At 74.1% G+C, this 22,912-nt stretch carries 16 protein-coding genes and 1 riboswitch; of the genes, 4 read left to right on the top strand and 12 right to left on the bottom strand.

Features of this window, described 5'->3' with window-relative positions:
• Positions 1-41 precede the first annotated feature (41 nt).
• The 4 genes from ACFY0O_RS17855 to ACFY0O_RS17840 form a co-directional block, all read right to left on the bottom strand.
• Positions 42-692, bottom strand: coding sequence for a thymidine kinase (locus tag ACFY0O_RS17855; protein ID WP_358891964.1), 651 nt, complete (start codon positions 690-692; stop codon positions 42-44).
• A 64-nt stretch (positions 693-756) separates the two neighbouring features.
• Positions 757-1,962, bottom strand: coding sequence for an alkaline phosphatase family protein (locus tag ACFY0O_RS17850; protein WP_388947609.1), 1,206 nt, complete (start codon positions 1,960-1,962; stop codon positions 757-759).
• The gene (locus ACFY0O_RS17845; protein ID WP_358891966.1) at positions 1,962-2,549 is read right to left on the bottom strand and encodes a DUF5998 family protein; all 588 of its coding nucleotides are present in this window, start codon (positions 2,547-2,549) and stop codon (positions 1,962-1,964) included. The genes ACFY0O_RS17850 and ACFY0O_RS17845 overlap by 1 nt, the downstream gene beginning before the upstream one ends.
• 47 nt (positions 2,550-2,596) lie before the next feature.
• Entirely contained in the window at positions 2,597-5,425 is a 2,829-nt protein-coding gene (locus ACFY0O_RS17840; protein ID WP_388947608.1) for a GNAT family N-acetyltransferase, read from the bottom strand.
• A 212-nt stretch (positions 5,426-5,637) separates the two neighbouring features.
• Between ACFY0O_RS17840 and ACFY0O_RS17835 the strand changes: the two genes are divergently transcribed.
• Entirely contained in the window at positions 5,638-5,919 is a 282-nt protein-coding gene (locus ACFY0O_RS17835; RefSeq protein ID WP_079430157.1) for an HPr family phosphocarrier protein, read from the top strand.
• 191 nt (positions 5,920-6,110) lie between these two features.
• On the opposite strand, the gene ACFY0O_RS17830 is transcribed toward ACFY0O_RS17835, so the two are convergent.
• The 4 genes from ACFY0O_RS17830 to ACFY0O_RS17815 form a co-directional block, all read right to left on the bottom strand.
• Positions 6,111-6,776, bottom strand: coding sequence for a GntR family transcriptional regulator (locus tag ACFY0O_RS17830; protein WP_388947607.1), 666 nt, complete (start codon positions 6,774-6,776; stop codon positions 6,111-6,113).
• Positions 6,777-6,939: 163 nt separating this feature from the next.
• Positions 6,940-7,746: a M23 family metallopeptidase gene (locus ACFY0O_RS17825; RefSeq protein WP_388947606.1), complete on the bottom strand. Its 807-nt coding sequence runs from the start codon at positions 7,744-7,746 to the stop codon at positions 6,940-6,942.
• Positions 7,747-7,758: 12 nt separating this feature from the next.
• Positions 7,759-7,918: riboswitch (cyclic di-AMP (ydaO/yuaA leader) on the bottom strand.
• A gap of 214 nt (positions 7,919-8,132) precedes the next feature.
• On the bottom strand, positions 8,133-9,500 hold the full coding sequence (locus ACFY0O_RS17820; RefSeq protein ID WP_388947781.1) for a M16 family metallopeptidase: 1,368 nt from the start codon (positions 9,498-9,500) through the stop codon (positions 8,133-8,135).
• 20 nt (positions 9,501-9,520) lie between these two features.
• Positions 9,521-10,867 carry a M16 family metallopeptidase gene (locus tag ACFY0O_RS17815; protein WP_388947605.1) on the bottom strand — a complete coding sequence of 449 codons (1,347 nt, stop codon included), beginning with the start codon at positions 10,865-10,867 and terminating at the stop codon, positions 9,521-9,523.
• 205 nt (positions 10,868-11,072) lie between these two features.
• Between ACFY0O_RS17815 and ACFY0O_RS17810 the strand changes: the two genes are divergently transcribed.
• Both ACFY0O_RS17810 and ACFY0O_RS17805 read left to right on the top strand, forming a co-directional pair.
• Complete coding sequence (locus ACFY0O_RS17810) at positions 11,073-13,529, top strand: DNA topoisomerase (ATP-hydrolyzing) subunit A (protein WP_388947604.1); 2,457 nt, start codon at positions 11,073-11,075, stop codon at positions 13,527-13,529.
• Between the two features lie 102 nt (positions 13,530-13,631).
• Positions 13,632-15,734, top strand: a complete 2,103-nt coding sequence (locus tag ACFY0O_RS17805; protein ID WP_388947603.1) for a restriction endonuclease — start codon at positions 13,632-13,634, stop codon at positions 15,732-15,734.
• Here ACFY0O_RS17805 and ACFY0O_RS17800 read toward each other — a convergent pair.
• Both ACFY0O_RS17800 and ACFY0O_RS17795 read right to left on the bottom strand, forming a co-directional pair.
• On the bottom strand, positions 15,731-16,813 hold the full coding sequence (locus tag ACFY0O_RS17800) for a CobW family GTP-binding protein (protein WP_388947602.1): 1,083 nt from the start codon (positions 16,811-16,813) through the stop codon (positions 15,731-15,733). The genes ACFY0O_RS17805 and ACFY0O_RS17800 overlap by 4 nt on opposite strands.
• Positions 16,814-16,827: 14 nt before the next feature.
• Complete coding sequence (locus tag ACFY0O_RS17795) at positions 16,828-17,982, bottom strand: citrate synthase/methylcitrate synthase (protein WP_388947601.1); 1,155 nt, start codon at positions 17,980-17,982, stop codon at positions 16,828-16,830.
• A gap of 70 nt (positions 17,983-18,052) precedes the next feature.
• On the opposite strand from ACFY0O_RS17795, the gene ACFY0O_RS17790 reads away from it, so the two are divergent.
• The gene (locus ACFY0O_RS17790) at positions 18,053-19,306 is read left to right on the top strand and encodes a citrate synthase (protein ID WP_388947600.1); all 1,254 of its coding nucleotides are present in this window, start codon (positions 18,053-18,055) and stop codon (positions 19,304-19,306) included.
• A gap of 84 nt (positions 19,307-19,390) precedes the next feature.
• Here ACFY0O_RS17790 and ACFY0O_RS17785 read toward each other — a convergent pair whose 3' ends face one another.
• Positions 19,391-21,952, bottom strand: coding sequence for an ABC transporter permease (locus tag ACFY0O_RS17785; RefSeq protein WP_388947599.1), 2,562 nt, complete (start codon positions 21,950-21,952; stop codon positions 19,391-19,393).
• Positions 21,953-22,042: 90 nt separating this feature from the next.
• Positions 22,043-22,837, bottom strand: a complete 795-nt coding sequence (locus ACFY0O_RS17780; RefSeq protein WP_388947598.1) for an ABC transporter ATP-binding protein — start codon at positions 22,835-22,837, stop codon at positions 22,043-22,045.
• Between the last annotated feature and the right edge of the window lie 75 nt (positions 22,838-22,912).

Genomic DNA, 22,912 nt, shown 5'->3' with positions numbered 1-22,912 from the left:
GTCGTGGCGAGTTGCGGAAGTCCGGCCGCGGCCGCCCCGGTTCAGGCGTGGTTGACGGGCAGGACGTCCGGGGAGAGGGCGCCCGCGTGGGCCGAGGCGCTCGTCATCCGCTTGCGGTGGTGGCGGCGGCACAGGACCTCGTAACCGATCTCCTCCGCCGGGCGGTTCACGTCGCCGACCACAACCTGGGCGCCCTCGACCACCATCTCCCCGCCCACCGTGCGGGCGTTGTGCGTGGCGCGGGCCCCGCACCAGCACAGGGCCTCCACCTGGAGCTGCTCCAGCCGGTCCGCCAGCTCGATCAGCCGCTGGGAGCCGGGGAAGAGCTTGGTGCGGAAGTCGGTGGTGATGCCGAAGGCGAAGACGTCCATGTCGAGGTCGTCGACGATGCGCGCCAGCTGGTCGATCTGCTCGGGCGCGAGGAACTGCGCCTCGTCCACGATCACGTAGTCGGCCTTGCCGCCCTTGGACAGCAGCTCCACCAGGTAGGCGTACAGGTCCATCCCCTCGGCCGCCTCGACCGCCTCGGTGACCAGGCCGAGCCGGGAGGAGATCTTGCCCTCGCCCGCCCGGTCGTCACGCGTGAAGATCACGCCCTGGAGGCCCCGGGCGGAGCGGTTGTGGCCGATCTGGAGAGCCAGTGTGCTCTTTCCGCAGTCCATCGTTCCGGAGAAGAACACCAGCTCGGGCATGGGAAGTACGGGACCTTTCGGGTCATGGGGCGGGGGTGGGGAGGAGGGGCGGGGCGACAGCGGGTCAGGTGCGGACTTCGAGGAGCGGGACCAGCTGTTCCGCCGCCGTCATGGAGCCGTGCATGCCGGTGAGGGCGGACTCGTTGGGCTCGTTGCGGGAGGCGGTGATCGCCACGTCGGCGTGGGCGGCGGCGACCACGTCGCCGATCCGGCCGAGGACCCGCTCGTCGCACTCCCCCGGCGCCCCGAACCAGCCCAGTTCCAGGGCCTCTTCGCGACTCGCGATCCAGAAGCGGTCGCCCAGCACCTCGCGCCATACGGTCAGCACGTCCGCCTCGGCGCCGGGCACCGCGTAGACGTGCCGGGCGCGGCCCTCGCCGCCGAGCAGGGCGACTCCGGCGCCGAGCTCCCAGTCCTCGTCGAAGTCGATGCGGGAGTCCTCGTCGAAGGGGACGTCGACCATGCCGTGGTCGGCGGTCACGTAGAGCGCGGTGCGCGGCGGCAGCTGCTCGGCGAGCCGCTGCACGAGCCGGTCCACGTACATGAGCTGGCCGCGCCAGGCGTCGGAGTCCACGCCGTGGCGGTGTCCGGCCCCGTCGAGCTCGCTGTAGTACGTGTAGACGAGGGAGCGCTCACCGGCCGCGAGCTGGATCGCGGCGAGGTCCATCCGCTCCTCGCCGGTCATCCGGCCGTGGAAGGTGCCGCCGCTGAGGGCGATCTGGGTGAGCGGGGTGCTCTGGAAGTTGGGGGCGGACACCTGGGCGGTGTGCACGCCGGCCGCGTCCGCGAGCTGGAAGACCGTGGGGTACGGCTGCCAGGGCTTCGGCGGGGTCCACGGGTGCCAGCGGAGCTGGTTCATCAGCTCGCCGGAGGCCGGGTTGCGCACGGCGTAGCCGGGCAGGCCGTGCCGGGCGGGCGGCAGGCCGGTGCCGACGGAGGCGAGGGAGGTGGCGGTGGTCGCCGGGAAGCCGGCGGTGACCGGACGGCCCGTGCCGCCGCGCGAGCTCGCGAGGAGGGAGGTCAGGAAGGGGGCGTACTCCGGGTGGGCCTTGATCTGCTCCCAGCCCATGCCGTCGACGAGGAAGACGCAGTTGCGGTCCGCCGGGGTCAGCTCGGCGATCCCGGCGGTGAGCCCGGGGACGCCCTGGCCGGCCGCCAGGGTCGGCAGCAGGTCGGCGAGGGAGCCCGTGCCGTAGTGCGGGACCGGGGCGCCGGCGAGGTCGAGGAGTTCCGGGTCGTCCTGCCAGTTCGGCGGCACGGAGTACGACATCAGCGGGTCGTGGCCGCGGTGGCCTCGGAGAGCGCCTGGGCGAAGAGCAGGGTCTGGCGGACGGTCTCGGGGCCGTCGCCGGCCTCGCTGACGCGCAGGCTGAGGTCGTCGGCGGTGGAGTTGCCGGTGTAGCCGTGGTCGGAGTCGCAGTTGGGGTCGCCGCAGGCGGCGGGCTCCAGGTCGATGCGCGAGACCGCGCCCCAGCCGATGGTCAGGACGACCTCGCGGGGCAGCTGGCCGGGCGTGTAGGACTCCGGGTTGGCGACGACGCGGCTGAGCACCACCGAGGAGATCGAGCCGAGCTTGACCGACTCCGTCGAGGTGGTCGCGTACGGGGAGGGGGACCCGGCGTCGGCGGCCTGCTCGTCGGTGTGGCTGACGATGAACCGGTTGTCGGTGAGGACCAGCACGGTCACGTGCCGGCGCACCTCGTTGGAGTCGAAGGTGGTCTCCTGGTGGACCACGTACGACGAGACCGGCTCGCCGCCCACCGCGGCCTCCACGGCCTCGGCCACGAGGGCCGGGTAGTAGCCGCTGCGCTCGATCGCCGCGCGCAGCCCCTGGGTCGTCGTACCGGATTTCGCCATGAGGTCCATCCTAAGGCCCGTCCGGGGTCCCCCTACCTGCCCGGCGGTCAGTAGCTGGGCAGGGTTCGCGGTCCGAGGTCGGTCCGTGCGGGCGGGTGGGCGACACGGACGGTGGCGCTGAGCACGGTGAGGCCCTCCGTGGCCACGACGACCGGCTCCAGGGAGATTCCGGTCACTTCGGGATGGTCGTCCACCAGCCGGGACAGCCGCAGCAGCAGTTCCTCCAGGGCCGGGGTGTCGACGGGGTCGCTGCCGCGCCAGCCGAAGAGGAGGGGCGCGGCGCGCAGGGCGCGGACCAGTCCGGCGGCGTCCCGGTCGGTGACGGGGACCAGCCGGTGCGCGGTGTCCCCGAGCAGCTCGGAGGGGACCCCGGCGAGCCCGAAGGAGAGGACGGCGCCGGCGGCGGGGTCGACGACGGCGCGGACGACGGTGTCCACCCCGCGCGGGGCCATCGACTGGACGACGGGCAGCAGCTCGGCGGGCTTGCCGAGGGCCTCGGTGAGCTCCTCGTACGAGCGCCGCAGCTCGGCCTCGGTGGTGAGGTCGAGGCGTACGCCGCCCAGGTCGGCGCGGTGGCGCAGGTGCGGGGCGGTGGTCTTGAGGGCGACGGGGTAGCCGAGGACGCGGGCCGCGCGGACGGCGGCGTCGGCGCTGGGGGCGGGGAGGACGGGGAGGACGCGGATCCCGTAGCGGGCGAGGAGCTCGCGGGCGTCGAGCTCGTCCAGGGTCAGCGCGGCGCCCTCGGCGACCCCGGCGAGGAGGGCGGCGAGCCGGTCGGCGGCGCCGCTCTCGTCGATGTCCTCGTACTCGGGGACGTGCCCGGCGTCGGCGTTGGCGCGGCGCCACTGGGCGTAGCGGACGGCTTCGGCGAGGGCCTTCACGGCCCGCTCGGCGGCGGGGTAGGCGGGGATCCGCCCGGCGGGGGCGGGGGCCGGAGCGGGGGCCGTGGCGCGGGCCGGGTCCGGGGTGCGGTCGTGGGGTGCGGGGGCGGCGGGCGGCGGCGTGGCGGGCCCGGGAGTGGCGGCCGGGCCGGTGGCCCGGGCGGCGGAGAGGGCCTCGACGAGTTCGCCGAGCTCGACGTGGACCACGGCGACGGGTTTGCCGGGGACCTCGGCGACGGCCTCGCGCAGGGCCTCCGCGAGGTCGTCGGCCAGGGCCCGCTCGCCGACCCAGGGGATGGCGGTGACGACGACGGCGTCGCAGTCCTCGGAGGCCAGGGCGGCGGTGAGGGCGGTGCGGAAGTCCTCGGGGGTGGCGGCGGTGGTCAGGTCCAGCGGGGGCGAGGGCCGCAGCCCCTCGGTCAGGCAGGCGTCGTACGTGAGGACGCCGAGGGACTCGGAGTTGCCGAGGATGGCCACCCGGGGCCCGGCCGGCAGGGGCTGGCCGGCCAGCAGGAGCCCGGCGTCGACGAGCTCGGTGACGGTGTGGACCCGGATGACGCCGGCCTGGCGGAGCAGCTCGGAGACGGTGGCCTCGGGGAGCCGGGTGCCGGGGACGAGGTGTCCGGCGGGGGTGTGGCGGCCGCCGAGGGCGACGACGACGGGCTTGACGGCGGCGGTGCGGCGGGCGAGGCGGGTGAACTTGCGCGGGTTGCCGAGGGTTTCCAGGTACATCAGGGCCACGTCGGTGGACCCGTCCTCGTACCAGTACTGGAGGATGTCGTTGCCGGAGACGTCCGCCCGGTTGCCGGCGGACACGAAGGAGGACAGGCCCTCCCCGCGGCGCAGCAGCCCGGACAGCAGGGCGATGCCGATGGCCCCCGACTGCGTGAACAGTCCGGTCCGCCCGCGCGCGGTGGCGGGGGCGGGGGCCAGGGAGGCGTTGAGCTCCACGTCCGGCGCGGTGTTGATCACCCCGAAGGCGTTCGGCCCGATGAGGCGCATCCCGTACGAGCGGACCTGGCGGACCAGTTCGCGCTGGCGGTCCAGGCCCTCCGGGCCGCTCTCCCCGTACCCGGCCGACAGGACGACCAGCCCCTGCACCCCGTGCTCCCCGCAGGCGGCGACGGCGTCCGGCACCCGCTCGGCGGGGACGGCGATCACGGCGAGGTCCACGGGGGCCCCGATGTCGGCGACGGTGCGGTAGGCCCGCACCCCGTCCAGCAGGTCGCCCTCCATCCCGGCCGCCCGGGCCTCGTTGACGGCGTAGAGGTGCCCGTGGAAGCCGCCGTCGCGCAGGTTGCGCAGGGCGGCGGCGCCGACCCCGGATCCGGAGCGGCTGACGCCGATCACCGCGACCGAGCCGGGGGCGAGCAGCCGCTGGACGGAGCGGGCCTCGGCGCGCTGTTCGCGGGCGCGCTGGACGGCGAGGGACTCGGCGGTGGGTTCGAGGTCGAGGGTGAGGTGGACGGAGCCGTCCTCGAAGCTGCGCTTCTGCTGGTAGCCGGCGTCCGTGAACACCTTGATCATCTTGGTGTTGGCGGGCAGCACCTCGGCCGCGAAGCGGCGGATGCCGCGCTCCCGGGCCACGGCCCCGATGTGTTCGAGCAGGGCGGAGGCGACCCCGCGGCCCTGGTGGGCGTCCTGGACGAGGAAGGCCACCTCGGCCTCGTCGGCGGGGGCGGAGGCGGGGCGGCCGTCGGGGCCGATGCGGTCGTAGCGGACGGTGGCGATGAACTCCCCGCCGATGGTCGCGGCGAGGCCGACGCGGTCCACGTGGTCGTGGTGCGTGAACCGGTGGACGTCGCGGTCGGAGAGGCGGGGGTAGGGGGCGAAGAACCGGTAGTACTTCGACTCGTCCGAGACCTGCTCGTAGAAGCTGACCAGGCGGCCCGCGTCCTCGGTCGTGATGGGGCGGATCCGGGCGGTGCCGCCGTCGCGCAGCACGACGTCCGCTTCCCAGTGGGCCGGGTACGAGGGGTCCGACGCGATGGTCATGGGGCCAGGGTAAGGGGAAGATCCGGCCAGGTGGCCGGGCGGCTCCGACAGGCCGGACGGCACGTGGTCCGGGAATGAGGCGCACGGGGGCGAATCAGTGCAAAGCTGAGGAGGGCCGAACGGCGGCGGGATCGGGCCGAAGGTCGGTCCGACCATTCCGGGTGACGTGAGAGACTGGTCTAGACAACCTCCAGAACCTGAAGGGCATCACCATGGCAGAGCGCCGCGTCAACGTCGGCTGGGCCGAGGGCCTGCACGCTCGTCCCGCCTCGATCTTCGTCCGCGCGACGACCGCCTCCGGCGTCCCGGTGACCATCGCGAAGGCGGGCGGCGACCCCGTCAACGCCGCGTCGATGCTGGCGGTCCTGGGCCTGGGCGCCCAGGGCGGCGAGGAGATCGTCCTGGCGTCCGAGGCCGAGGGCGCGGAGGCCGCGCTGGACCGGCTCGCGAAGCTGGTGGCGGAGGGCCTGGAGGAACTCCCCGAAACGGTCTGACCCGACCCTTCACCGAAGCCGCGGCCCCCACCACCCCGGGAGCCGCGGCTTCGGCGTTTCCCGGGCCCCGACCGGCCGGCACCGCACCGAAAAGCCCCCCGCAACCCCCGATGAAAATCGGCCGGAAATCACGCCCGATTCCATTCGGGGCGGAATTCCGCCACCCCCCGCCCTTTCATACGCGCCCCGCGTTAATTCCGGCCACTCCCCGTGTTTACGGCAGGTTGCAAACTCCTCACCCGCAGCCGGAAAACCCCCGCCGTCCGCTCCGCGTAGAGCGCGGCCAGCGCACGGGCGCGTTCCGCGTCGCCCCGGGCCACGGCGTCCACCACCGCGCCGTGCTCCGCCCAGCAGTCCACCGGCCGGCCCGGGGTCCCCGCCTCGTACAGCCAGGCGATCTTGCGCCGGGTCTGGGTGAGGAGCGCGATCAGCCCCGGGCTGCCGGAGGCCTGCGCCAGGGTCTCGTGGAACCAGGTCTCCAGCGCCCTGAGATCCTCCCCCTGCCCCCGCCTGGCCCGCTGCTGGCCCAGCCGTACCAGGCCCCGCAGCACCTTCAGGTGCGCGTCGGTGCGCCGCCGGGCCGCACGGGCCGCCGCCAGCGGCTCCAGCAGCGTCCGCAGCTCCAGCAGGTCCTCGGCCTCCTGCTCGCCCGGCTCCGCCACACAGGCCCCCGCGTGCCGCCGCGTGGTGACGAACCCCTCGGACTCCAGCGTGCGCAGCGCCTCGCGCACCGGCACCCGCGAGACCCCGTACCGGCGGGCGAGCACCTCCTCGGTCAGCCGGCCGCCGGGCCCGAAGAAACCGGAGACGATATCGTCGCGAATGGCTGTGCACACCGCGTGCGCCGGAATACGCAAGGCCGGACCTCCGCTGGGTTTCGTTCCGATCGACCGTGCCGCCCCTGCGACTCTATTGCAACAGGCGGGGATTTCCGAGAAAGCCCGGAAATTCGAAACGAAAACACGGAAGGCCCCGGCTCGGGGAGCCGGGGCCTTGCGCGAACGGGAAGCGGGGGTCGGGTCAGATGCCGACGCCGTGCTGGCGCAGGTAGGCCAGCGGGTTGATGTCCGTGCCGTACGTGGCGCCGGTGCGGGCCTCGAAGTGCAGGTGCGGGCCGCTGGAGTTGCCGGTGGAGCCCGACAGGCCGATCTGCTGGCCCGCGGTGACGGTCTCGCCGACCGAGACGCTCAGCGACATCAGGTGGCCGTACTGGGTGTAGGTGCCGTCGTTGTGGCGGATCACGACGTTGTTGCCGTAGGCGCCGCCCCAGCCGGCCTCGACGATGGTGCCCGCGCCCACGGCGTGGACGGACGTGCCCTCGTCGGCGTGGAAGTCGATGCCCGTGTGGCTGCCGGAGGACCACATGCCGCCGCCCGCGCCGTACTGGGTGCTGACGTAGGAGCCGTCCACCGGGGCCACGAAGGTGTTGAGGCGCTTGCGGGCCTCCTCCTGGGCGGCCTTCTCGGCGGCCTCGCGCTCGGCCTTCTCCTTGGCCTCGGCCATGCGCTTCGCCTCGGCGGCGCGCGTCTTGGCGTCGGCCTCGGCCTGCGCCTGGGCGGCGACGGACTCGGCGGCGGTCTGCTGGGTCTCGGCCTGGACCTGGATGTCGTCCTGGAGACCGTCGGCGACGACGATCGCGTTCAGGGCGCCGGTGTCCTCGAGGGACGGGCCCCCGTGGGAGTCGGCGGCGAAGGCCGGGGCCGCCAGGGTGCCGACCACGCCCGTGGTGGCGAGGGCGGCTATACCGGCGTAGCCGGCGGTCTTGCGGCTCATACGGCTCGAACCACGGTGCTTACCGGAACCGGCTGCACGACTGCCAAACGCCATGGCGGGGGTGATCCTTTCCTTCCCTCTCGCCTACCGGGTTAGCTGACGGGTTCGGAGCAGGAAGGTCTCCTACGGGCCCCCTCTGGCGAGGCGGTCCGATTCACCCCAGGGACTGATGTGGGTCCCCGGCTCCCCAGGCTCGCGCCTGACGGGGACTCGGCGATCGCTGTCCGGTGCCGCGGGTGCGGCTGGCACAACTGACGGACAGCACGCCTGACGCTAGGCGGATCATCAGTCGATCGCCAAACAGACGACCGGATTTGTTGCGTACGCCACACCGCATACCTGAAACCACACCACCAAACGGACAAAGAGGGCCCGGCGGACGTCCCGCCGGGCCCCTTCAAGGCAGGTCGACCACCGGCCAGTTGCCGGCCGGCCGCCGGTCAGTTGGCGACGACCGCGACCTCACCGATCCCGAGGGCCCGCACCGGCTCCTCGATCTGCGCCGCGTCGCCCACCAGGACGGTGACCAGACGGTCCACCGGGAAGGCGCTCACGACCGCCGAAGTGGCCTCCGCCGTACCGGTTTCGGCCAGCCGCGCGTACAGCCGCGCCTGGTAGTCGTCCGGCAGTTCCTGCTCCACCTGGTCGGCCAGGGTCCCGGCGACCGAGGCGGCCGTCTCGAACTTCAACGGGGCCACGCCCACCAGGTTCTGCACCGCCACGTCGCGCTCGGCGTCCGTCAGGCCCCCGGCGGCGAGGGTGCGCAGCACCTGCCACAGGTCCTCCAGCGCCGGACCGGTGTTGGGGGTGTCCACCGAGCCGCTGATGGCGAGCATCGAGGCGCCCTTGCCGTCGGCCGTGGAGCGCAGCACCTGGGCGAAGGCGCGCACGCCGTAGGTGTAGCCCTTCTCCTCACGCAGCACCTTGTCCAGACGGGAGGTCAGGGTGCCCCCCAGGCAGTACGTGCCGAGGACCTGCGGGGCCCAGACGATGTCGTGCCGGTCCGGGCCGATCCGGCCGATCAGCAGCTGCGTCTGGACCGCGCCGGGCCGGTCCACGATGATCACGCGGCCCGTGTCGTCGGCGGTCACCGGCGGCACCGGCAGGGGGGCCGCGGTGTTCCCCGTCCAGGCGCCCAGGGTGGCGGCGAGGGCGGCGTCGAGGTCGATGCCGGTCAGGTCGCCGACGACCACCGCGGTGGCGGTGGCGGGGCGTACGTGGGCCTCGTAGAAGGCGCGTACGGCGGCCGAGTCGATCCGGGCGACCGTCTCCTCCGTGCCCTGGCGCGGGCGGGACATGCGCAGGGTGGCCGGGAAGAGCTCCTTGGAGAGCTCCTTGGCCGCCCGGCGCTGCGGATTGGCCTGCTCGTGCGGGATCTCGTCGAGCCGGTTGCGCACCAGCCGGGAGACCTCGCCGTCGTCGAACGCGGGCGCGCTCAGCGCCTCGGCGAGCAGTCCGAGCGCCTTGGGCAGGCGGGAGGCGGGGACCTCCAGGGAGACGCGCAGGCCGGGGTGGTCGGCGTGCGCGTCGAGGGTGGCGCCGCAGCGCTCCAGCTCGGCGGCGAACTCCTCGGCGGAGTGCTTGTCGGTGCCTTCCGACAGGGCGCGGGCCATGATCGTGGCCACGCCGTCGAGGCCCGCGGGCTCGGCGTCGAGCGGGGCCGCGAGGTTGACCTCGACCGCGACGACCTGCTGGCCGGGGCGGTGGCAGCGCAGCAGGGTCAGCCCGTTGCCCAGGGTGGAGCGCTCGGGGGCGGGGAAGGCCCACGGCCTGGCCTCGCCGGCCTCCGGACGCGGGTGGAAGGTCATCGTGACGGCTGCGGTGTCGCTCACTGCTCCGCCCCCTCGTTCTCGTCGCTCTCGTCGTTCTCTTCGGCGCCGGCCAGCGGCTCGTAGACCAGGACCGCGCGGTTGTCGGGGCGCAGCCGGGCGGCGGCCACGGCCTGCACCTCCTCGGCGGTGACCTCCAGGACCCGCTGGACGGCGGTCAGCGCCAGCTGCGGGTCACCGAACAGCACCGCGAAGCGGCACAGTTCGTCGGCGCGGCCGGCGACCGTGCCCAGCCGGTCCAGCCATTCGCGCTCCAGCTGCGCCTGGGCGCGCTCCATCTCGTCGGCGGTGGGGCCCTCGGCGGCGAACCGGGCGAGCTCCTCGTCGACGGCCGCCTCGATGGCGGGCACCTCGACGCCGCTGGAGGTCTTGACGTCCAGCCAGCCCAGGGAGGGCGCGCCGGCCAGCCGCAGCAGGCCGAAGCCGGCCGCGACGGCGCTCTGGTCGCGGCGGACCAGGCGGTTGTGCAGGCGGGAGGACTCGCCGCCGCCGAGGATCGTCAGCGCCACGTCCGCCGCGTCGCACTCGCGGGTGCCGTCGTGCGGGAGGCGGTAGGCGGCCATCAGCGCGCGGGCCGGGACCTCCTCGACGATCTCCTCGCGCAGCTGCCCGCCCATGATCTCGGGGAGGGTGCCGTCGCGGGGCGGCTGCTTGCCGTCGTGCGCCGGGATGCTGCCGAAGTACTTCTCGACCCAGGCGAGGGTGCGCACGGGGTCGATGTCGCCCACGACCGACAGGACGGCGTTGTTGGGCGCGTAGTACGTACGGAAGAAGTTCCGGGCGTCCTCGAGGGAGGCGGCGTCCAGGTCGGCCATGGAGCCGATCGGGGTGTGGTGGTACGGGTGGCCCTCGGGGTAGGCGAGGGCGGTCAGGCGCTCGAACGCCGTGCCGTACGGGACGTTGTCGTAGCGCTGGCGGCGCTCGTTCTTGACGACGTCGCGCTGGTTCTCCATGGACTCCTCGTCCAGGGCGGCCAGCAGCGAGCCCATGCGGTCCGCCTCCAGCCACAGCGCGAGCTCCAGCTGGTGGGCGGGCATCGTCTCGAAGTAGTTGGTGCGCTCGAAGCTGGTGGTGCCGTTCAGCGAGCCGCCGGCGCCCTGGACGAGCTCGAAGTGCCCGTTGCCCGGTACGCTCGCCGATCCCTGGAACATCAGGTGCTCGAAGAGGTGAGCCAGACCGGTCCGCCCCTTGACTTCGTGGCGGGAGCCGACGTCGTACCAGAGGCAGACGGCGGCGACCGGGGTGAGGTGGTCCTCGGACAGCACCACGCGCAGGCCGTTGGCCAGCCGGTGCTCGGTCGCTGTCAGGCCGCCGGAGCCGGCCTGAGCTGTGGCCGTGTGACCCATGGGCATGTGGTCCCTTCGATCGCGATGCAGAGATTTCTTATCGACCTGCCACTGTATGCAAGCGCGCAGGTGCGCGGAGAAGTTCCCGGCCCTCACCTGGGTCGGAGTCGGCGTTGTCGGTGCCTCGGGCCACAATGGTCCGCGTCGACCCCGTCGCACACCCCAGCACGTACACCCCCCGATCTTGGTTAGGAGCGCCGCAGCGATGGCCCGCCGCAGCACGAAGACCCCGCCGCCGGAGGATTTCGAGGAGCGGATCCTCGACATCGACGTCGTCGACGAAATGCAGGGCTCCTTCCTCGAGTACGCGTACTCGGTGATCTACTCCCGGGCCCTGCCCGATGCCCGGGACGGCATGAAGCCGGTGCACCGGCGCATCGTCTACCAGATGAGCGAGATGGGCCTGCGCCCCGACCGCGGGTACGTGAAGTGCGCCCGCGTCGTCGGCGAGGTGATGGGCAAGCTCCACCCGCACGGCGACCAGTCGATCTACGACGCCCTCGTGCGCATGGCCCAGCCGTTCTCGATGCGGCTGCCGCTGGTCGACGGCCACGGCAACTTCGGTTCGCTCGGCAACGACGACCCGCCGGCCGCGATGCGCTACACCGAGTGCAAGATGGCCGACGCGACGTCGCTGATGACGGAGTCGATCGACGAGGACACGGTCGACTTCGCCGCGAACTACGACGGCCAGGAGCGCGAGCCGGTCACCCTGCCGGCCGCCTACCCGAACCTGCTGGTCAACGGCGCGTCCGGGATCGCCGTCGGCATGGCCACGAACATGGCCCCGCACAACCTGGGCGAGGTCATCGCGGCCGCCCGCCACCTGATCCGGTACCCGGAGGCGGACCTCGAGGCACTGATGCGCTTCGTCCCGGGCCCCGACCTGCCCACCGGCGGACGGATCGTGGGCCTGTCCGGCATCAAGGACGCCTACGAGAGCGGCCGGGGCACGTTCAAGATCCGTGCGACCGTCTCCGTGGAGGACGTGACGGCCCGCCGCAAGGGCCTGGTCGTCACCGAGCTGCCCTTCACGGTCGGCCCCGAGAAGGTCATCGCGAAGATCAAGGACCTGGTCGGGTCGAAGAAGCTCCAGGGCATCGCCGACGTCAAGGACCTCACGGACCGGGCGCACGGCCTGCGCCTGGTCATCGAGATCAAGAACGGCTTCCACCCGGAGGCCGTGCTGGAGCAGCTCTACAAGCTGACGCCGATGGAGGAGTCCTTCGGCATCAACAACGTCGCGCTGGTCGACGGGCAGCCCCTGACGATGGGTCTGAAGGAGCTGCTGGAGGTCTACCTGGACCACCGCTTCGAGGTCGTCCGCCGGCGCAGCGAGTTCCGTCGCGGCAAGCGCCGCGACCGGCTGCACCTGGTCGAGGGCCTGCTGGTGGCGCTCCTCGACATCGACGAGGTCATCCGCCTCATCCGCGACAGCGACAACTCCGCCCAGGCCAAGGAGCGCCTGATGGAGCGCTTCTCGCTGAGCGAGGTCCAGACGCAGTACATCCTGGACACCCCGCTGCGCCGGCTCACCCGCTTCGACCGGATCGAGCTGGAGTCCGAGCGCGACCGGCTGACCGCGGAGATCGAGGAGCTGACCCGGATCCTGGATTCGGACACGGAGCTGCGCAAGCTGGTCTCCGCGGAACTGGCCTCGGTCGCCAAGAAGTTCGGCACCCCGCGCCGTACCGTGCTGCTGGAGTCGGCGGGCACGGCCGTGGCCGCCGTGCCGCTGGAGGTCGCGGACGACCCCTGCCGGGTGCTGCTGTCCTCCACGGGCCTGCTGGCCCGTACGGCGAACGCCGAGCCGCTGCCGGCCGACGAGGGCGCGGACCGCGCCAAGCACGACCTGATCGTCTCCCAGGTGGCCGCGACCGCCCGGGCCGACGTGGGCGTCGTGACCTCCTACGGGCGGCTGCTGCGGCTCTCGGTGATCGACCTGCCGCAGCTGCCCGACACGCACGCCGCGCCCAACCTGGCGGGCGGGGCTCCGGTCTCGGAGTTCGTCTCGGGGCTGGAGGCCGACGAGACGGTGGTCTGCCTCACCTCGCTGGACGAGTCCTCGCAGGGCCTGGCCCTGGGCACCGAACAGGGCGTGGTCAAGCGCGTCGTGCCGGACTACCCGGCGAACAAGGACGAGCTGGAGGTCATCACCCTCAAGGAGGGCGACCGGATCGTCGGCGCGGTCGAGCTGCGCACCGGCGAGGAGGACCTGGTCTTCATCACGGACGACGCCCAGCTGCTGCGCTACCCGGCCGGCCAGGTGCGCCCGCAGGGCCGCCCGGCGGGCGGTATGGCGGGCATCAAGCTCTCCGAGAACGCCAAGGTGATCCACTTCTCGGCGGTGGACCCGGCCCGGGACGCCCTGGTGTTCACGGTGGCGGGCGGGCAGGGGACGCTCGAGGGCTCGCCGAGCTCGGGCAAGCTGACCCCGTTCGACCAGTACCCGCGCAAGGGCCGGGCCACCGGCGGCGTGCGCTGCCAGCGGTTCCTGAAGGGCGAGGACGTCCTGGTGCTGGCCTGGGCGGGCAACGCCCCGGTCCGCGCCGCCGCCGCGAACGGCAGCCCGGCCGCGCTCCCGGCCCCGGACCCGCGCCGCGACGGCTCGGGCGCGGCGCTCCCGGCCGAGGTCGCGGCGCTGGCGGGGGCCGCGCTGTAGGAGCGCGGGGGCGGCGTTCGGGTGGTGCGACCGGGGGGACGTACCACCCGAATGCCGACTAGTGTTTTCCTCATTGGCGTCGGTGGGGGGAGTACACGGCTGATGACGCATCGGGCGGGCGGAGTGATCGGGGACTGGGCCGAGTCCCAGCGCCGGCAGCAGCAGACCCAGGTGATCCAGCATCGCGAGGCCGAACGCCGGGAGCGCGACCGCGAACGGGAGGCGAACCGCAGCCACCGCCAGTACCGCGAGGCCGAGGCCGTGCGCCGCAGCGCCGAGCTCGAAGCCGAGGTCGAGGCCCTCAAGGGGCTGCTGGTCGCGGGGTGCGCCGCACCCCCGTTCCGTACGTCCTCCCTCGTCCGCACCGAGTGGCTGGAGCCCTTCGACCCCGGAGCCCTGGGGCAGCCCGTGCCGATGCCCCGCATCGAGGACTTCCGGCAGCCGGGCGGCGGTTGGGCGCCGGGCCCGCAGCAGCGGGCGCAGGCGGAGCGGGAGGCGCACGACCGGTACACCGCCGCCTGGCAGGCGGCGAACGCAGCGGAGGCGCAGCGCCGGCAGCAGCTGGCGGCGTACCGCGAGCAGTACGACCGGTGGGCCGCGGAGCAGCTCGCCGCAGCGCGCGCCCACAACAGCGGGCTCGCCGCGCTGACCGACGCCCTGCGCGCGGGTCGGGCCGACGCCGTGGTGGAGTACTTCTCGGCCGCCCTGTACGCCTCGGCGGCTTGGCCCGAGGCACTGCCGCGGCAGGTGTCGGCCGCCTACGACCCGGCCGCCCGTCAGCTCGTGCTGGACTGGGAACTGCCGGGGTTCGCGGTGGTTCCGGAGGCCCGGTCCGTCCAGTACCTGCCGAGCACGGACCAGGACAAGATCAGGCCGCGCCCCGTCACGGAGCGCCGCGCGCTGTACCGGGACCTGCTCGCGCAGTGCATGCTGCTGGTGGTGCGGGAGCTGTACGCCGCCGACGAGTTCGGCGTCCTCGACTCGGTCGTCGTCAACGGGTTCGTGGACTGCCACGATCCGGCGACCGGGCAGGAGGCGAGGTTCGTCCTGTCCACCCTCCCGGCCGGGCGGAGCGCCTTCGCCGGGCTCCGGCTGGAGCAGGTCAGCGCGGTGGACTGCCTGGTGTCGGGGCTGGGCGGGCAGTTGTCGGCGCGCCCCGACCTGCTGACGGAGGTGCGCCCGGGCCGGCGGCCCGCCGAGGTCGGCGACGTGGTCAGCCACGGCGGGGGCGCCGGGGGCGGCGAGGACGAGCCGGACCTGTTCACGATGGACCCGATCGTCTTCGAGAACCTGGTCGCCGAACTGTTCCGGGCGATGGGCATGGAGGCGGTGACGACCCAGCGCTCGGGCGACGGCGGGGTGGACGTCGAGGCACTGGACCCGACCCCGATCCGGGGCGGGCGGATCGTGGTGCAGGTCAAGCGGTACCGCAACACCGTGCCCCCGACGGCGGTCCGGGACCTGTACGGCACGGTCCAGGACAAGGGGGCGAACAAGGGGGTGCTCGTCACCACCGCGTCCTTCGGGCCCGGGTCGTACACCTTTGCCAACGGCAAGCCGCTGGAGTTGGTTCCCGGCGCCGAGCTGGTGGAGCTGCTGCACCAGTACGGGCTCCGCGGGCGGCTGGGCCCCGCGGCCCCCGCCGGCCCTCCGGCCCCCGGTCCTTCCGCGCCGTCCTCCCCGGCGCCGACGCTCGTCGACACGCCCCTGGCCGCGCCCGCCGACCACAACGTCCTCGGCATGTACTGGTCGGGCGCGGTGGCGCTCGACGTGTGCGCGCTGGTCTGTACGGGCGGCCGGGTGCTGAGCGAGGACCACTTCGTGTTCTTCAACAACCCGCACACTCCGGACGGTTCGGTCCGCTCCCGCCCGCACTCCGCCCCGGACAAGGCCGCCGTCGAAGTGGCCTTCGACGCGCTGCCCGCGCAGGCCGACCGGCTGGTGCTGGTGGCCGCCGTGGACCCCGAGGTCAATCCGGACGCGGACCTGGCGGGCTTCACCGACGCCCACATCCGGCTGCTGGACGCGGCGGGCGGGGAACTGGGCCGCCTGGAGGTGTCCGACGGCCGCGCCGGGGAAACGGCGCTGGTGCTCGGCTCGTTCCGGCGCCGGTCGAACGGCGACTGGGACTTCGTGATCGGCGGGAAGGGCTACCGCGAGGGGCTGGAGGCCCTGCTGGGCGACTTCGGCGTCGAGGTCGCCTAGGCGGGGTCCTCGACGTCCTCCCCCGGCGGGCGGGGGACGTACCGGAGCACCCCCCACATGCTCTCGGGGGCGGCCCGCCCGGGGTCGGCCTCGCGGCAGGCGTCGAGTTCGTCCAGCAGGCCCGGGCCGTCGATGCCCTTGCCGATCAGGACGAGCCGGGTGCGGCGCGGTTCGCCCTGGCCCCAGGGGCCGGGGTCGAAGCGCAGGAAGCGGCCGACGGCGTGGACCTCGTACCGCTCGGTGTGGCCGGGGACCCCGAACCAGACGAAGCCCTTGACCCGGTAGAGGCCGGCGGGGCGGCGGTCGAGGAAGTCGATGAACCGGCGCGGGGAGAGGGCCTGGTCGGTGGTGAAGGAGACGCTCTCGTAGGCCGCGTGCGCGTGCCCGGCGTGCTCCTCGCCGTCCCCGTGCGCGTGCTCGCCGGCCTCCGCGAGGAGGTCCTCGAAGGAGAGCTGTCCGCGGGTCTCGGTCCAGGGGCGGCGGTCGAAGAGGAGTTCCGGGTCGATCCGTCCGTGGTCGGCGCCGACCAGCGGGGTCCCGGGGGCGGCGAGGGCGGACACTTCCGCCTCGATGCGGGCCCGTTCGGCGGGGTCGACCCGGTCGGTCTTGTTGAGCACCACCAGGTCGGCGACGGCCAGGTGGCGGTCGGTCTCGGGGTGTGCGGCCCGGGTGGCGTCGAACTCGGCGGCGTCCACGACCTGCACCAGGCCGCCGTAGCGGACGGCCGGGTTCTCGTTGGCCACCAGCATCCGGACCATCTCCTGGGGCTCGGCGAGCCCGCTGGCCTCGATGACGATGACGTCGATCCGGTGGGCGGGCGCGGCGAGCTTCTCCAGGTAGGCGTCCAGTTCGCTGCCGTCGACGGCGCAGCACAGGCAGCCGCCGCCGAGGGAGACCATCGAGTCGCCGACCTGGCCGGCCACCGACATGGCGTCGATCTCGATCGAGCCGAAGTCGTTGACGACGACCCCGATCCGGGTGCCCCCGCGGTGGGTGAGGAGGTGGTTGAGGAGCGTGGTCTTGCCGGAGCCGAGGAATCCGGAGAGGACGACGACGGGGATGGGCTGGACGCTGTTCACCCGGTCGATCGTAGTCAGCCCAGCGGGGGTACGGGCTGGGGCGGGGTGGGGCCGGTGTAGCGCGCGGCAGGGCGGATGATCTTCGAGTCGGCCGCCTGCTCCAGGACGTTGGCGCTCCAGCCGACGACGCGGGCGGCGCAGAAGGTCGGGGTGAACATCTCGCGCGGCAGCCCGCAGAGCTCCATGACCACCCCCGCGTAGAACTCCACGTTGGTGTGCAGCTCCCGGCCCGGCTTGAGCTCGGCGAGGATCTCCTCCACCTGCCGCTCGACCTCCACGGCGAATTCCACGAGCGGTCCGCCGAACTGCCGGGCGATGTCCCGCAGCATCCGCGAGCGCGGGTCCTCGGTGCGGTAGACGGGGTGCCCGAAGCCCATGATCCGGTCCCCGGCGAGCACCCGTTCGCGGATCCAGGGGCCGATGCGGTCGGTGGTGCCGATGGCGTCCAGGGTGTCCAGGGCCCGGCTGGGCGCACCGCCGTGGAGCGGGCCGGAGAGGGCGCCGATCGCTCCGGTGAGGCAGGCCGCGACGTCGGCGCCGGTGGAGGCGATGACGCGGGCGGTGAAGGTGGAGGCGTTGAAGCCGTGGTCGACGGTGGAGATCAGGTACCGCTCGACGGCGCGGGCCTTGACGGGGTCGGGCTCCTCGCCGGTCAGCATCCACAGGTAGTTGGCGGCGTACGGGAGGTCGTCGCGCGGGGCGACCGGCTCCAGGCCCCGGCCGAGCCGGTGCAGGGCGGTGAGCAGGGTCGGTACGGCGGCGCAGGCGGCGAGCGCGTCGGCGGCCCGGCGGGCGGGGTCGAGGTCGTAGACGGGGCGGAAGCCGGCGGAGGCGCCGAGGAGGGAGAGCGCGGTGCGCAGTCCGGCGAGCGGCCCGGAGAGGGCGGTGGCCCGGGCGAGGGCGGGCAGGGCGTCCGCGACCTCGGCGGGCAGGTGGCGCAGGGGGACGGTCTCGGCGGTGAAGGCGGCCCGCTCGGCGGGGCCGGCCGGGAGGGCGCCGCGGAACATCAGGTGCCAGACGTCCTCGAAGGTGCGGGACGCGGCCAGTTCCACGGCCGAGTACTGGCGGTAGTGGTAGAAGCCTTCGCGGCCTCGGACGTCACCGAGCTGTGTGTCGGTGACCACGACTCCCGCGAGACCGCGGGGCACTTCGACGGTGGTGGTGTTCATGTCTCGACCATCCATCATTGATTGGATCGATGTCAATGTTGATTGAATCAATATATGTAGGCTGAGCGTCATGAGTGACCGTCCGCCGTCCGACTCCCGCCCCGACGCCCCTCGGATCACCACGCAGGAGGCCGCCCGGCTCCTCGGGGTGAAGCCGGCGACCGTGTACGCGTACGTCAGCCGGGGCCAGCTCGGCAGCCACCGGGACCCGGCCGGACGCGGGAGCACCTTCGACGCCGCCGAGGTCGAGGCGCTGGCCCGGCGCAGCCGCCGCGAGGCGGCCGGTCCCCCCGCCGGGGAGCTCGCCGTGCGCACCGCGCTGACCCTCATCGAGCCGGAGACCGACCGCTACTGGTTCCGCGGTGTGGACGCCGTCGAGCTGGCCTCCCGGTACGCCTTCGAGGAGGTGGCCGAGTGGCTCTGGACGGGGGCTCCGGCGCCCGGCGCGCGGTTCGCCGCTCCCCCGGAGCCGCTGGCCGCGGCCCGGCGGGCGGTGGCCGCGATGCCCGAGCACAGCGGGCCCCTGGACCTGCTGCGGGTCGCGGTGGCCGCCGCCGCGGCCGCCGACCCGCTGCGCTTCGACCTGTCCGAGGAGGCCGTACTGGGCTCCGCGCGCTGCCTGATCCCGACGCTCGTCGCGGCCCTGCCGGAGGCGGCCCCCGCGCACCCGGGCGACGGGCGGCTCGCCTGGCGGGTGTGGTCGCGGCTGACCGCCCGGGAGCCGGACCCGGTGGCGGTGGACGCCCTGGACCTGGCCCTGGCCCTGCTGGTCGACCACGACCTGGCCGCCTCCACCCTGGCCGTACGGGTCGCCGCCTCCGCCCGGGCCCATCCGTACGCCGTCGTCTCGGCCGGGCTCGGCGCCCTCGAAGGCCCCCTGCACGGGGCGGCGGGCCGGCTCGCGCACCGGATGCTGGCCGAGGTGGCGGAGCGCGGCGGCGCCGCCCCGGTGGTGGCGGAGCACCTGCGCGCGGGCCGCCGGGTGCCGGGGTTCGGCCACCGCCTGTACCGGGGCGAGGACCCGCGGGCGCGGGCCCTGTTCGGGCGGCTGGAGGAGCTGCCCCCGGCCGCCTCCGACCTGGCCGCGGCACGCGAGGTGGCGGCGGTGATGGCCCGGCACGGGCTGCACCCGAACGTGGACCTGGCGCTGGCGGTGCTGACCCGGTCCTGCGGCATGGCCGCCGAGGCCGGGGAGACCGTGTTCGCGGTGGCCCGGACGGCCGGCTGGATCGCGCACGCGCTGGAGGAGTACCAGGAGCGGCCCCTGCGGATGCGCCCCAGCGGCCACTACACGGGCCCGCGGCCGCCCCGGCCGCTGCCCTGACCTCGGGCGCCCCGGACACGGCGCAGCCGCCGGGCGGTCTCCCCCACCCGGCGGCGTGCGCGTCCCGCGCGGCAGGACGGTGACTCAGCCTCCGGACACCGCGCGCAGCGGGCCGAGCGCGGCGGCCCGGCGGGCCGGGAGCGCGGCGGCCGCGGCGCCGACGGCGAGCGAGAGTGCGGCGACCAGGGCGAGCGTCCCCCAGGGCGGGGAGAACGCGTACTGCGGAATGGCCCCGTTGGCGAGTCCGCTGACCTTCCACGCCCCGAACAGGCCGCCGGCCAGGCCCAGCAGGGTTCCGTAGGCGGCGACGGCGAGCGCCTCAAGGCCGATCATCCGGCGGATCCCGGCGCGGTCCATGCCGATCGCGCGCAGGACGCCGATCTCCCGGGTGCGTTCGGCGACGGACATGGCCAGGGTGTTGACCATGCCGAGGGCGGAGATGACCACGCCGATGGCGAGCAGTCCGAAGACCATGGTCATCAGGTCGCCCGCGACCCCGGCCTGTTCCCGGACGAGCGCCTCCCGGTCCTGGACCTTCAGCAGGGGGTTGTTGTCGACGGCGGCGCGCAGCCGCTTCTCCATGCCGGGTGCGCCCGCCCCCGTGCGGACGAGGACGCGCTGGACGGAGTCGCGCAGGAAGCCGTGCTGCTGGACGTCGGCGCGGTCGGCGAGGACGTCCTGGGCGGTGGGGTTGTCCTCGTAGATCCCGACGACGGTGAAGGACCGGTCGCGGTCGCCCTGTCCGGGCCCGATGCTCCCCTCGATCCGCCCGCCGGTGACGAGCCGGTTCTCGCGGGCGAAGCCGCTGGACACGGCGATCCGGCCCGGCCCGATGGCGGCGGCGGAACCGCTGGTGAAGCGCAGCTTCATGACGGCCCCCACGGTCTTCGGGTCGACGCCGGAGACCTGCCGGGCGAGGGCCCCGGCCGAGAAGGTGGAGTCCGCGACGGCCGAGGCGGTGGACACCCCGGGCAGGGCGGCGATCCGCCGGACGGCGGCCGGGTCGACGGCGGTGGTGTTGCCCCGGGTGCTGACGACGTAGTCGGCGCTCAGTCCGGCCGCCGCCTGGAAGTCCAGGGCGCGGCTGGAGGAGTGCTCGATGACGGCGAGTCCGCAGACCAGGGCGGTGCTGATCATCAGGGCGACGGCGGTGGCCGCCGTACGGCGGGGGTCGCGCAGGGCGTTGTCCCGGGCCAGGTCCCCCACCACCCCGAACCGCCCGGTCAGCCGGCCGAGGAGGCGGATCACCGGGCCCGCGAGGAGCGGGGCCAGCAGGATGAGCCCGGTCACCAAGACCGCGCAGCCGGCCATCGCGGTCCGCAGGTTCGCGTCCGAGGCGTGCTCGGCGCCGCCCAGCGAGACCAGCAGCCCGGCACCGACGAGGAGTACGGCCGCCCCGGCCGCGCCGCGGAGCCGGGACAGGGCGGCGGAGGGGGGCCGCTCGGCGGTGCGCATCGCCTCGACGGGGGCGATCCGGGCCGCGCGGCGCGATGGCAGCCACGCCGCGAGGACCGTGACGCCGACGCCCACGGCCAGAGAGGCGATCACCGGGGCGGGGCCGACGACCAGCGGGCCCCGGGGCAGCGGATCGTCCGCGCCGCCGAGGACGGCGGGCAGGGCGGCGGCGACGCCGAGCCCCAGCAGGAAGCCCAGCGCCGACGCGAGGAGGCCGACCAGGGCCGCCTCGGCGAGCACGGACGCGGTCACCTGCCGTCGGGTGGCGCCGATCGCGCGCAGCAGGGCGATCTCCCGGGAGCGCCGGGTGACGAGCATGGTGAAGGTGTTGACGATGAGGAACGAGCCGATGAAAAGCGACACCACGGCGAAGATCAGGGGCAGCCGGGCGTAGCTGCTGGTCCTGCTGTCGATGAAGACGGACTGCTGGGCGGCGAGGGCGGCCGCGGTGGTCGCCTCGGCCCGGTCGGGCGGCAGGAGGGCTCCGATGCGCCCGGCGAGTTCCTGCGGGGTGGTGCCGGGTGCCGCGGAGAGGTCGATGCCGGTGTAACGGCCCGGGGTGGCGAACAGTTCCTGGGCGGTGGCCCTGTCGAGTACGGCGAGGGTGCCGCCGGACGTGACGCGGGTGTCGGTGGTGGAGACGATGCCGACCAGCTTCAGCCGCCGGACGGGGCCGTCGGTGGCCAGGGTGACGGTGTCGCCGAGGGCGTAGGAGCCGGCCTCGGCGGTGCCCCGGTCGAGGGCCACCTCTCCGGAGGTGCGCGGGGCGCGTCCGGCGGTCAGCGGGTAGCGGGCGTCCTTGCCGTCGGCGCCGGCGATGTAGGCGGCGGCCAGTTTGCCCATGGTGTTGCCAGCGCGCAGCGGGGTGCCGTCCTTGGCGGCCAGGGTGGCCGAGCCGTCGACGGAGGGGCGGGCCGCGCCGACGCCGGGGACGGCGGCGAGCCTGGCCACGAGCGCGTCGTCGAGGACGGACTCGCGCTGGTCGGCGGGGGCGCCGAGGGGGTACTTGGGGTCCACGGTGACCGCGGTCCCGGCGTGGTCGCGCGCCATGGAGGCGCGGTAGGCGGCGGTGGTGGAGTCGGCGAAGACGAGGGAGCCGGAGATGAACGCGACCCCGAGGCAGACCGCGAGGACGGTCATGGCCAGACGGGCCTTGTGCGCGAGGGCGTTGCGCAGGGCTGTTCGCAGCATGGCGGGCTTTCGGGAGGTGTGGCGCGGCGGAGGGGAGAGCGCGGCGGACGGGAGGAGGCGGCGCGGCGGACGGGGCGGCGCGCCGGGGACTCAGGAGGTGCGGCCGCGGGCGTCGAAGGCGAGCATCCGGTCGAGGACGGCTCCGGACGTCGGCTCGTGCAGTTCGTCCACGAGGCGGCCGTCGGCGAGGAACACCACCCGGTCGGCGTGGGCGGCGGCCACCGGGTCGTGGGTGACCATGACCACGCTCTGGCCGAGTTCGCGCACCGAATCGCGCAGGAAGCCGAGGACCTCCGCGCCGGAGCGGGAGTCGAGGTTGCCGGTCGGCTCGTCGGCGAAGACGATCTCCGGACGGGACGCCAGGGCGCGGGCCACCGCCACCCGCTGCTGCTGGCCGCCGGAGAGTTCGGCGGGGCGGTGCGCGAGCCGGCCCGAGAGGCCGACGGTGGCGACGACGGTGTCCAGCCAGGCGGCGTCGGGCCGCCGGCCGGCGAGCCTCAGCGGCAGGGTGATGTTCTCCAGCGCGGTGAGGGTGGGCATCAGGTTGAAGCCCTGGAAGACGAAGCCGACCTTCTCGCGCCGCAGCCGGGTCAGCTGCCGGTCGTTCAGGGAGGACAGCTCGACCCCGCCGATCCGGGCCGAGCCCGAGGTGACGGGGTCCAGGCCGGCCATGCAGTGCATCAGGGTGGACTTGCCGGAACCGGAGGGGCCCATGACGGCGGTGAAGCGGGCCCGGGCGAAGTCCACGGAGACCGCGTCCAGCGCGGTGACCCGGGTCTCGCCCGTGCCGTACGTCTTGGTGAGGCCGCAGGCCCGGGCGGCCGGTTCCGGCAGGGCCGGGTCGGCGGGGGAAGTGGTTGCGTAAGGCGGGAAGGTCCGTGACATGCATCCATCGTCACGGCCTTGACCTGCGGAAACATCGCCCTCAAGGCGGGACCCGGCCTCTGCCGGAAGACAGGG

The sequence above is a fragment of the Streptomyces sp. NPDC001594 genome, from assembly GCF_042893675.1.
GTDB lineage: Bacteria > Actinomycetota > Actinomycetes > Streptomycetales > Streptomycetaceae > Streptomyces.
Note: the sequence above shows the minus strand (reverse complement) of the source record. Positions and strands in the feature narration are given on the sequence as shown.

Excerpts from the sequence above, each read along its gene's own strand:
- ACFY0O_RS17855 (WP_358891964.1), bottom strand. The coding sequence starts at position 692 with ATGCCCGAGCTGGTGTTCTTCTCCGGAACGATGGACTGCGGAAAGAGC.
- ACFY0O_RS17850 (WP_388947609.1), bottom strand. The coding sequence starts at position 1,962 with ATGTCGTACTCCGTGCCGCCGAACTGGCAGGACGACCCGGAACTCCTC.
- ACFY0O_RS17845 (WP_358891966.1), bottom strand. The coding sequence starts at position 2,549 with ATGGCGAAATCCGGTACGACGACCCAGGGGCTGCGCGCGGCGATCGAG.
- ACFY0O_RS17840 (WP_388947608.1), bottom strand. The coding sequence starts at position 5,425 with ATGACCATCGCGTCGGACCCCTCGTACCCGGCCCACTGGGAAGCGGAC.
- ACFY0O_RS17835 (WP_079430157.1), top strand. The coding sequence starts at position 5,638 with ATGGCAGAGCGCCGCGTCAACGTCGGCTGGGCCGAGGGCCTGCACGCT.
- ACFY0O_RS17825 (WP_388947606.1), bottom strand. The coding sequence starts at position 7,746 with ATGGCGTTTGGCAGTCGTGCAGCCGGTTCCGGTAAGCACCGTGGTTCG.
- ACFY0O_RS17820 (WP_388947781.1), bottom strand. The coding sequence starts at position 9,500 with ATGACCTTCCACCCGCGTCCGGAGGCCGGCGAGGCCAGGCCGTGGGCC.
- ACFY0O_RS17815 (WP_388947605.1), bottom strand. The coding sequence starts at position 10,867 with ATGGGTCACACGGCCACAGCTCAGGCCGGCTCCGGCGGCCTGACAGCG.
- ACFY0O_RS17810 (WP_388947604.1), top strand. The coding sequence starts at position 11,073 with ATGGCCCGCCGCAGCACGAAGACCCCGCCGCCGGAGGATTTCGAGGAG.
- ACFY0O_RS17805 (WP_388947603.1), top strand. The coding sequence starts at position 13,632 with ATGACGCATCGGGCGGGCGGAGTGATCGGGGACTGGGCCGAGTCCCAG.
- ACFY0O_RS17795 (WP_388947601.1), bottom strand. The coding sequence starts at position 17,982 with ATGAACACCACCACCGTCGAAGTGCCCCGCGGTCTCGCGGGAGTCGTG.
- ACFY0O_RS17790 (WP_388947600.1), top strand. The coding sequence starts at position 18,053 with ATGAGTGACCGTCCGCCGTCCGACTCCCGCCCCGACGCCCCTCGGATC.
- ACFY0O_RS17785 (WP_388947599.1), bottom strand. The coding sequence starts at position 21,952 with ATGCTGCGAACAGCCCTGCGCAACGCCCTCGCGCACAAGGCCCGTCTG.
- ACFY0O_RS17780 (WP_388947598.1), bottom strand. The coding sequence starts at position 22,837 with ATGTCACGGACCTTCCCGCCTTACGCAACCACTTCCCCCGCCGACCCG.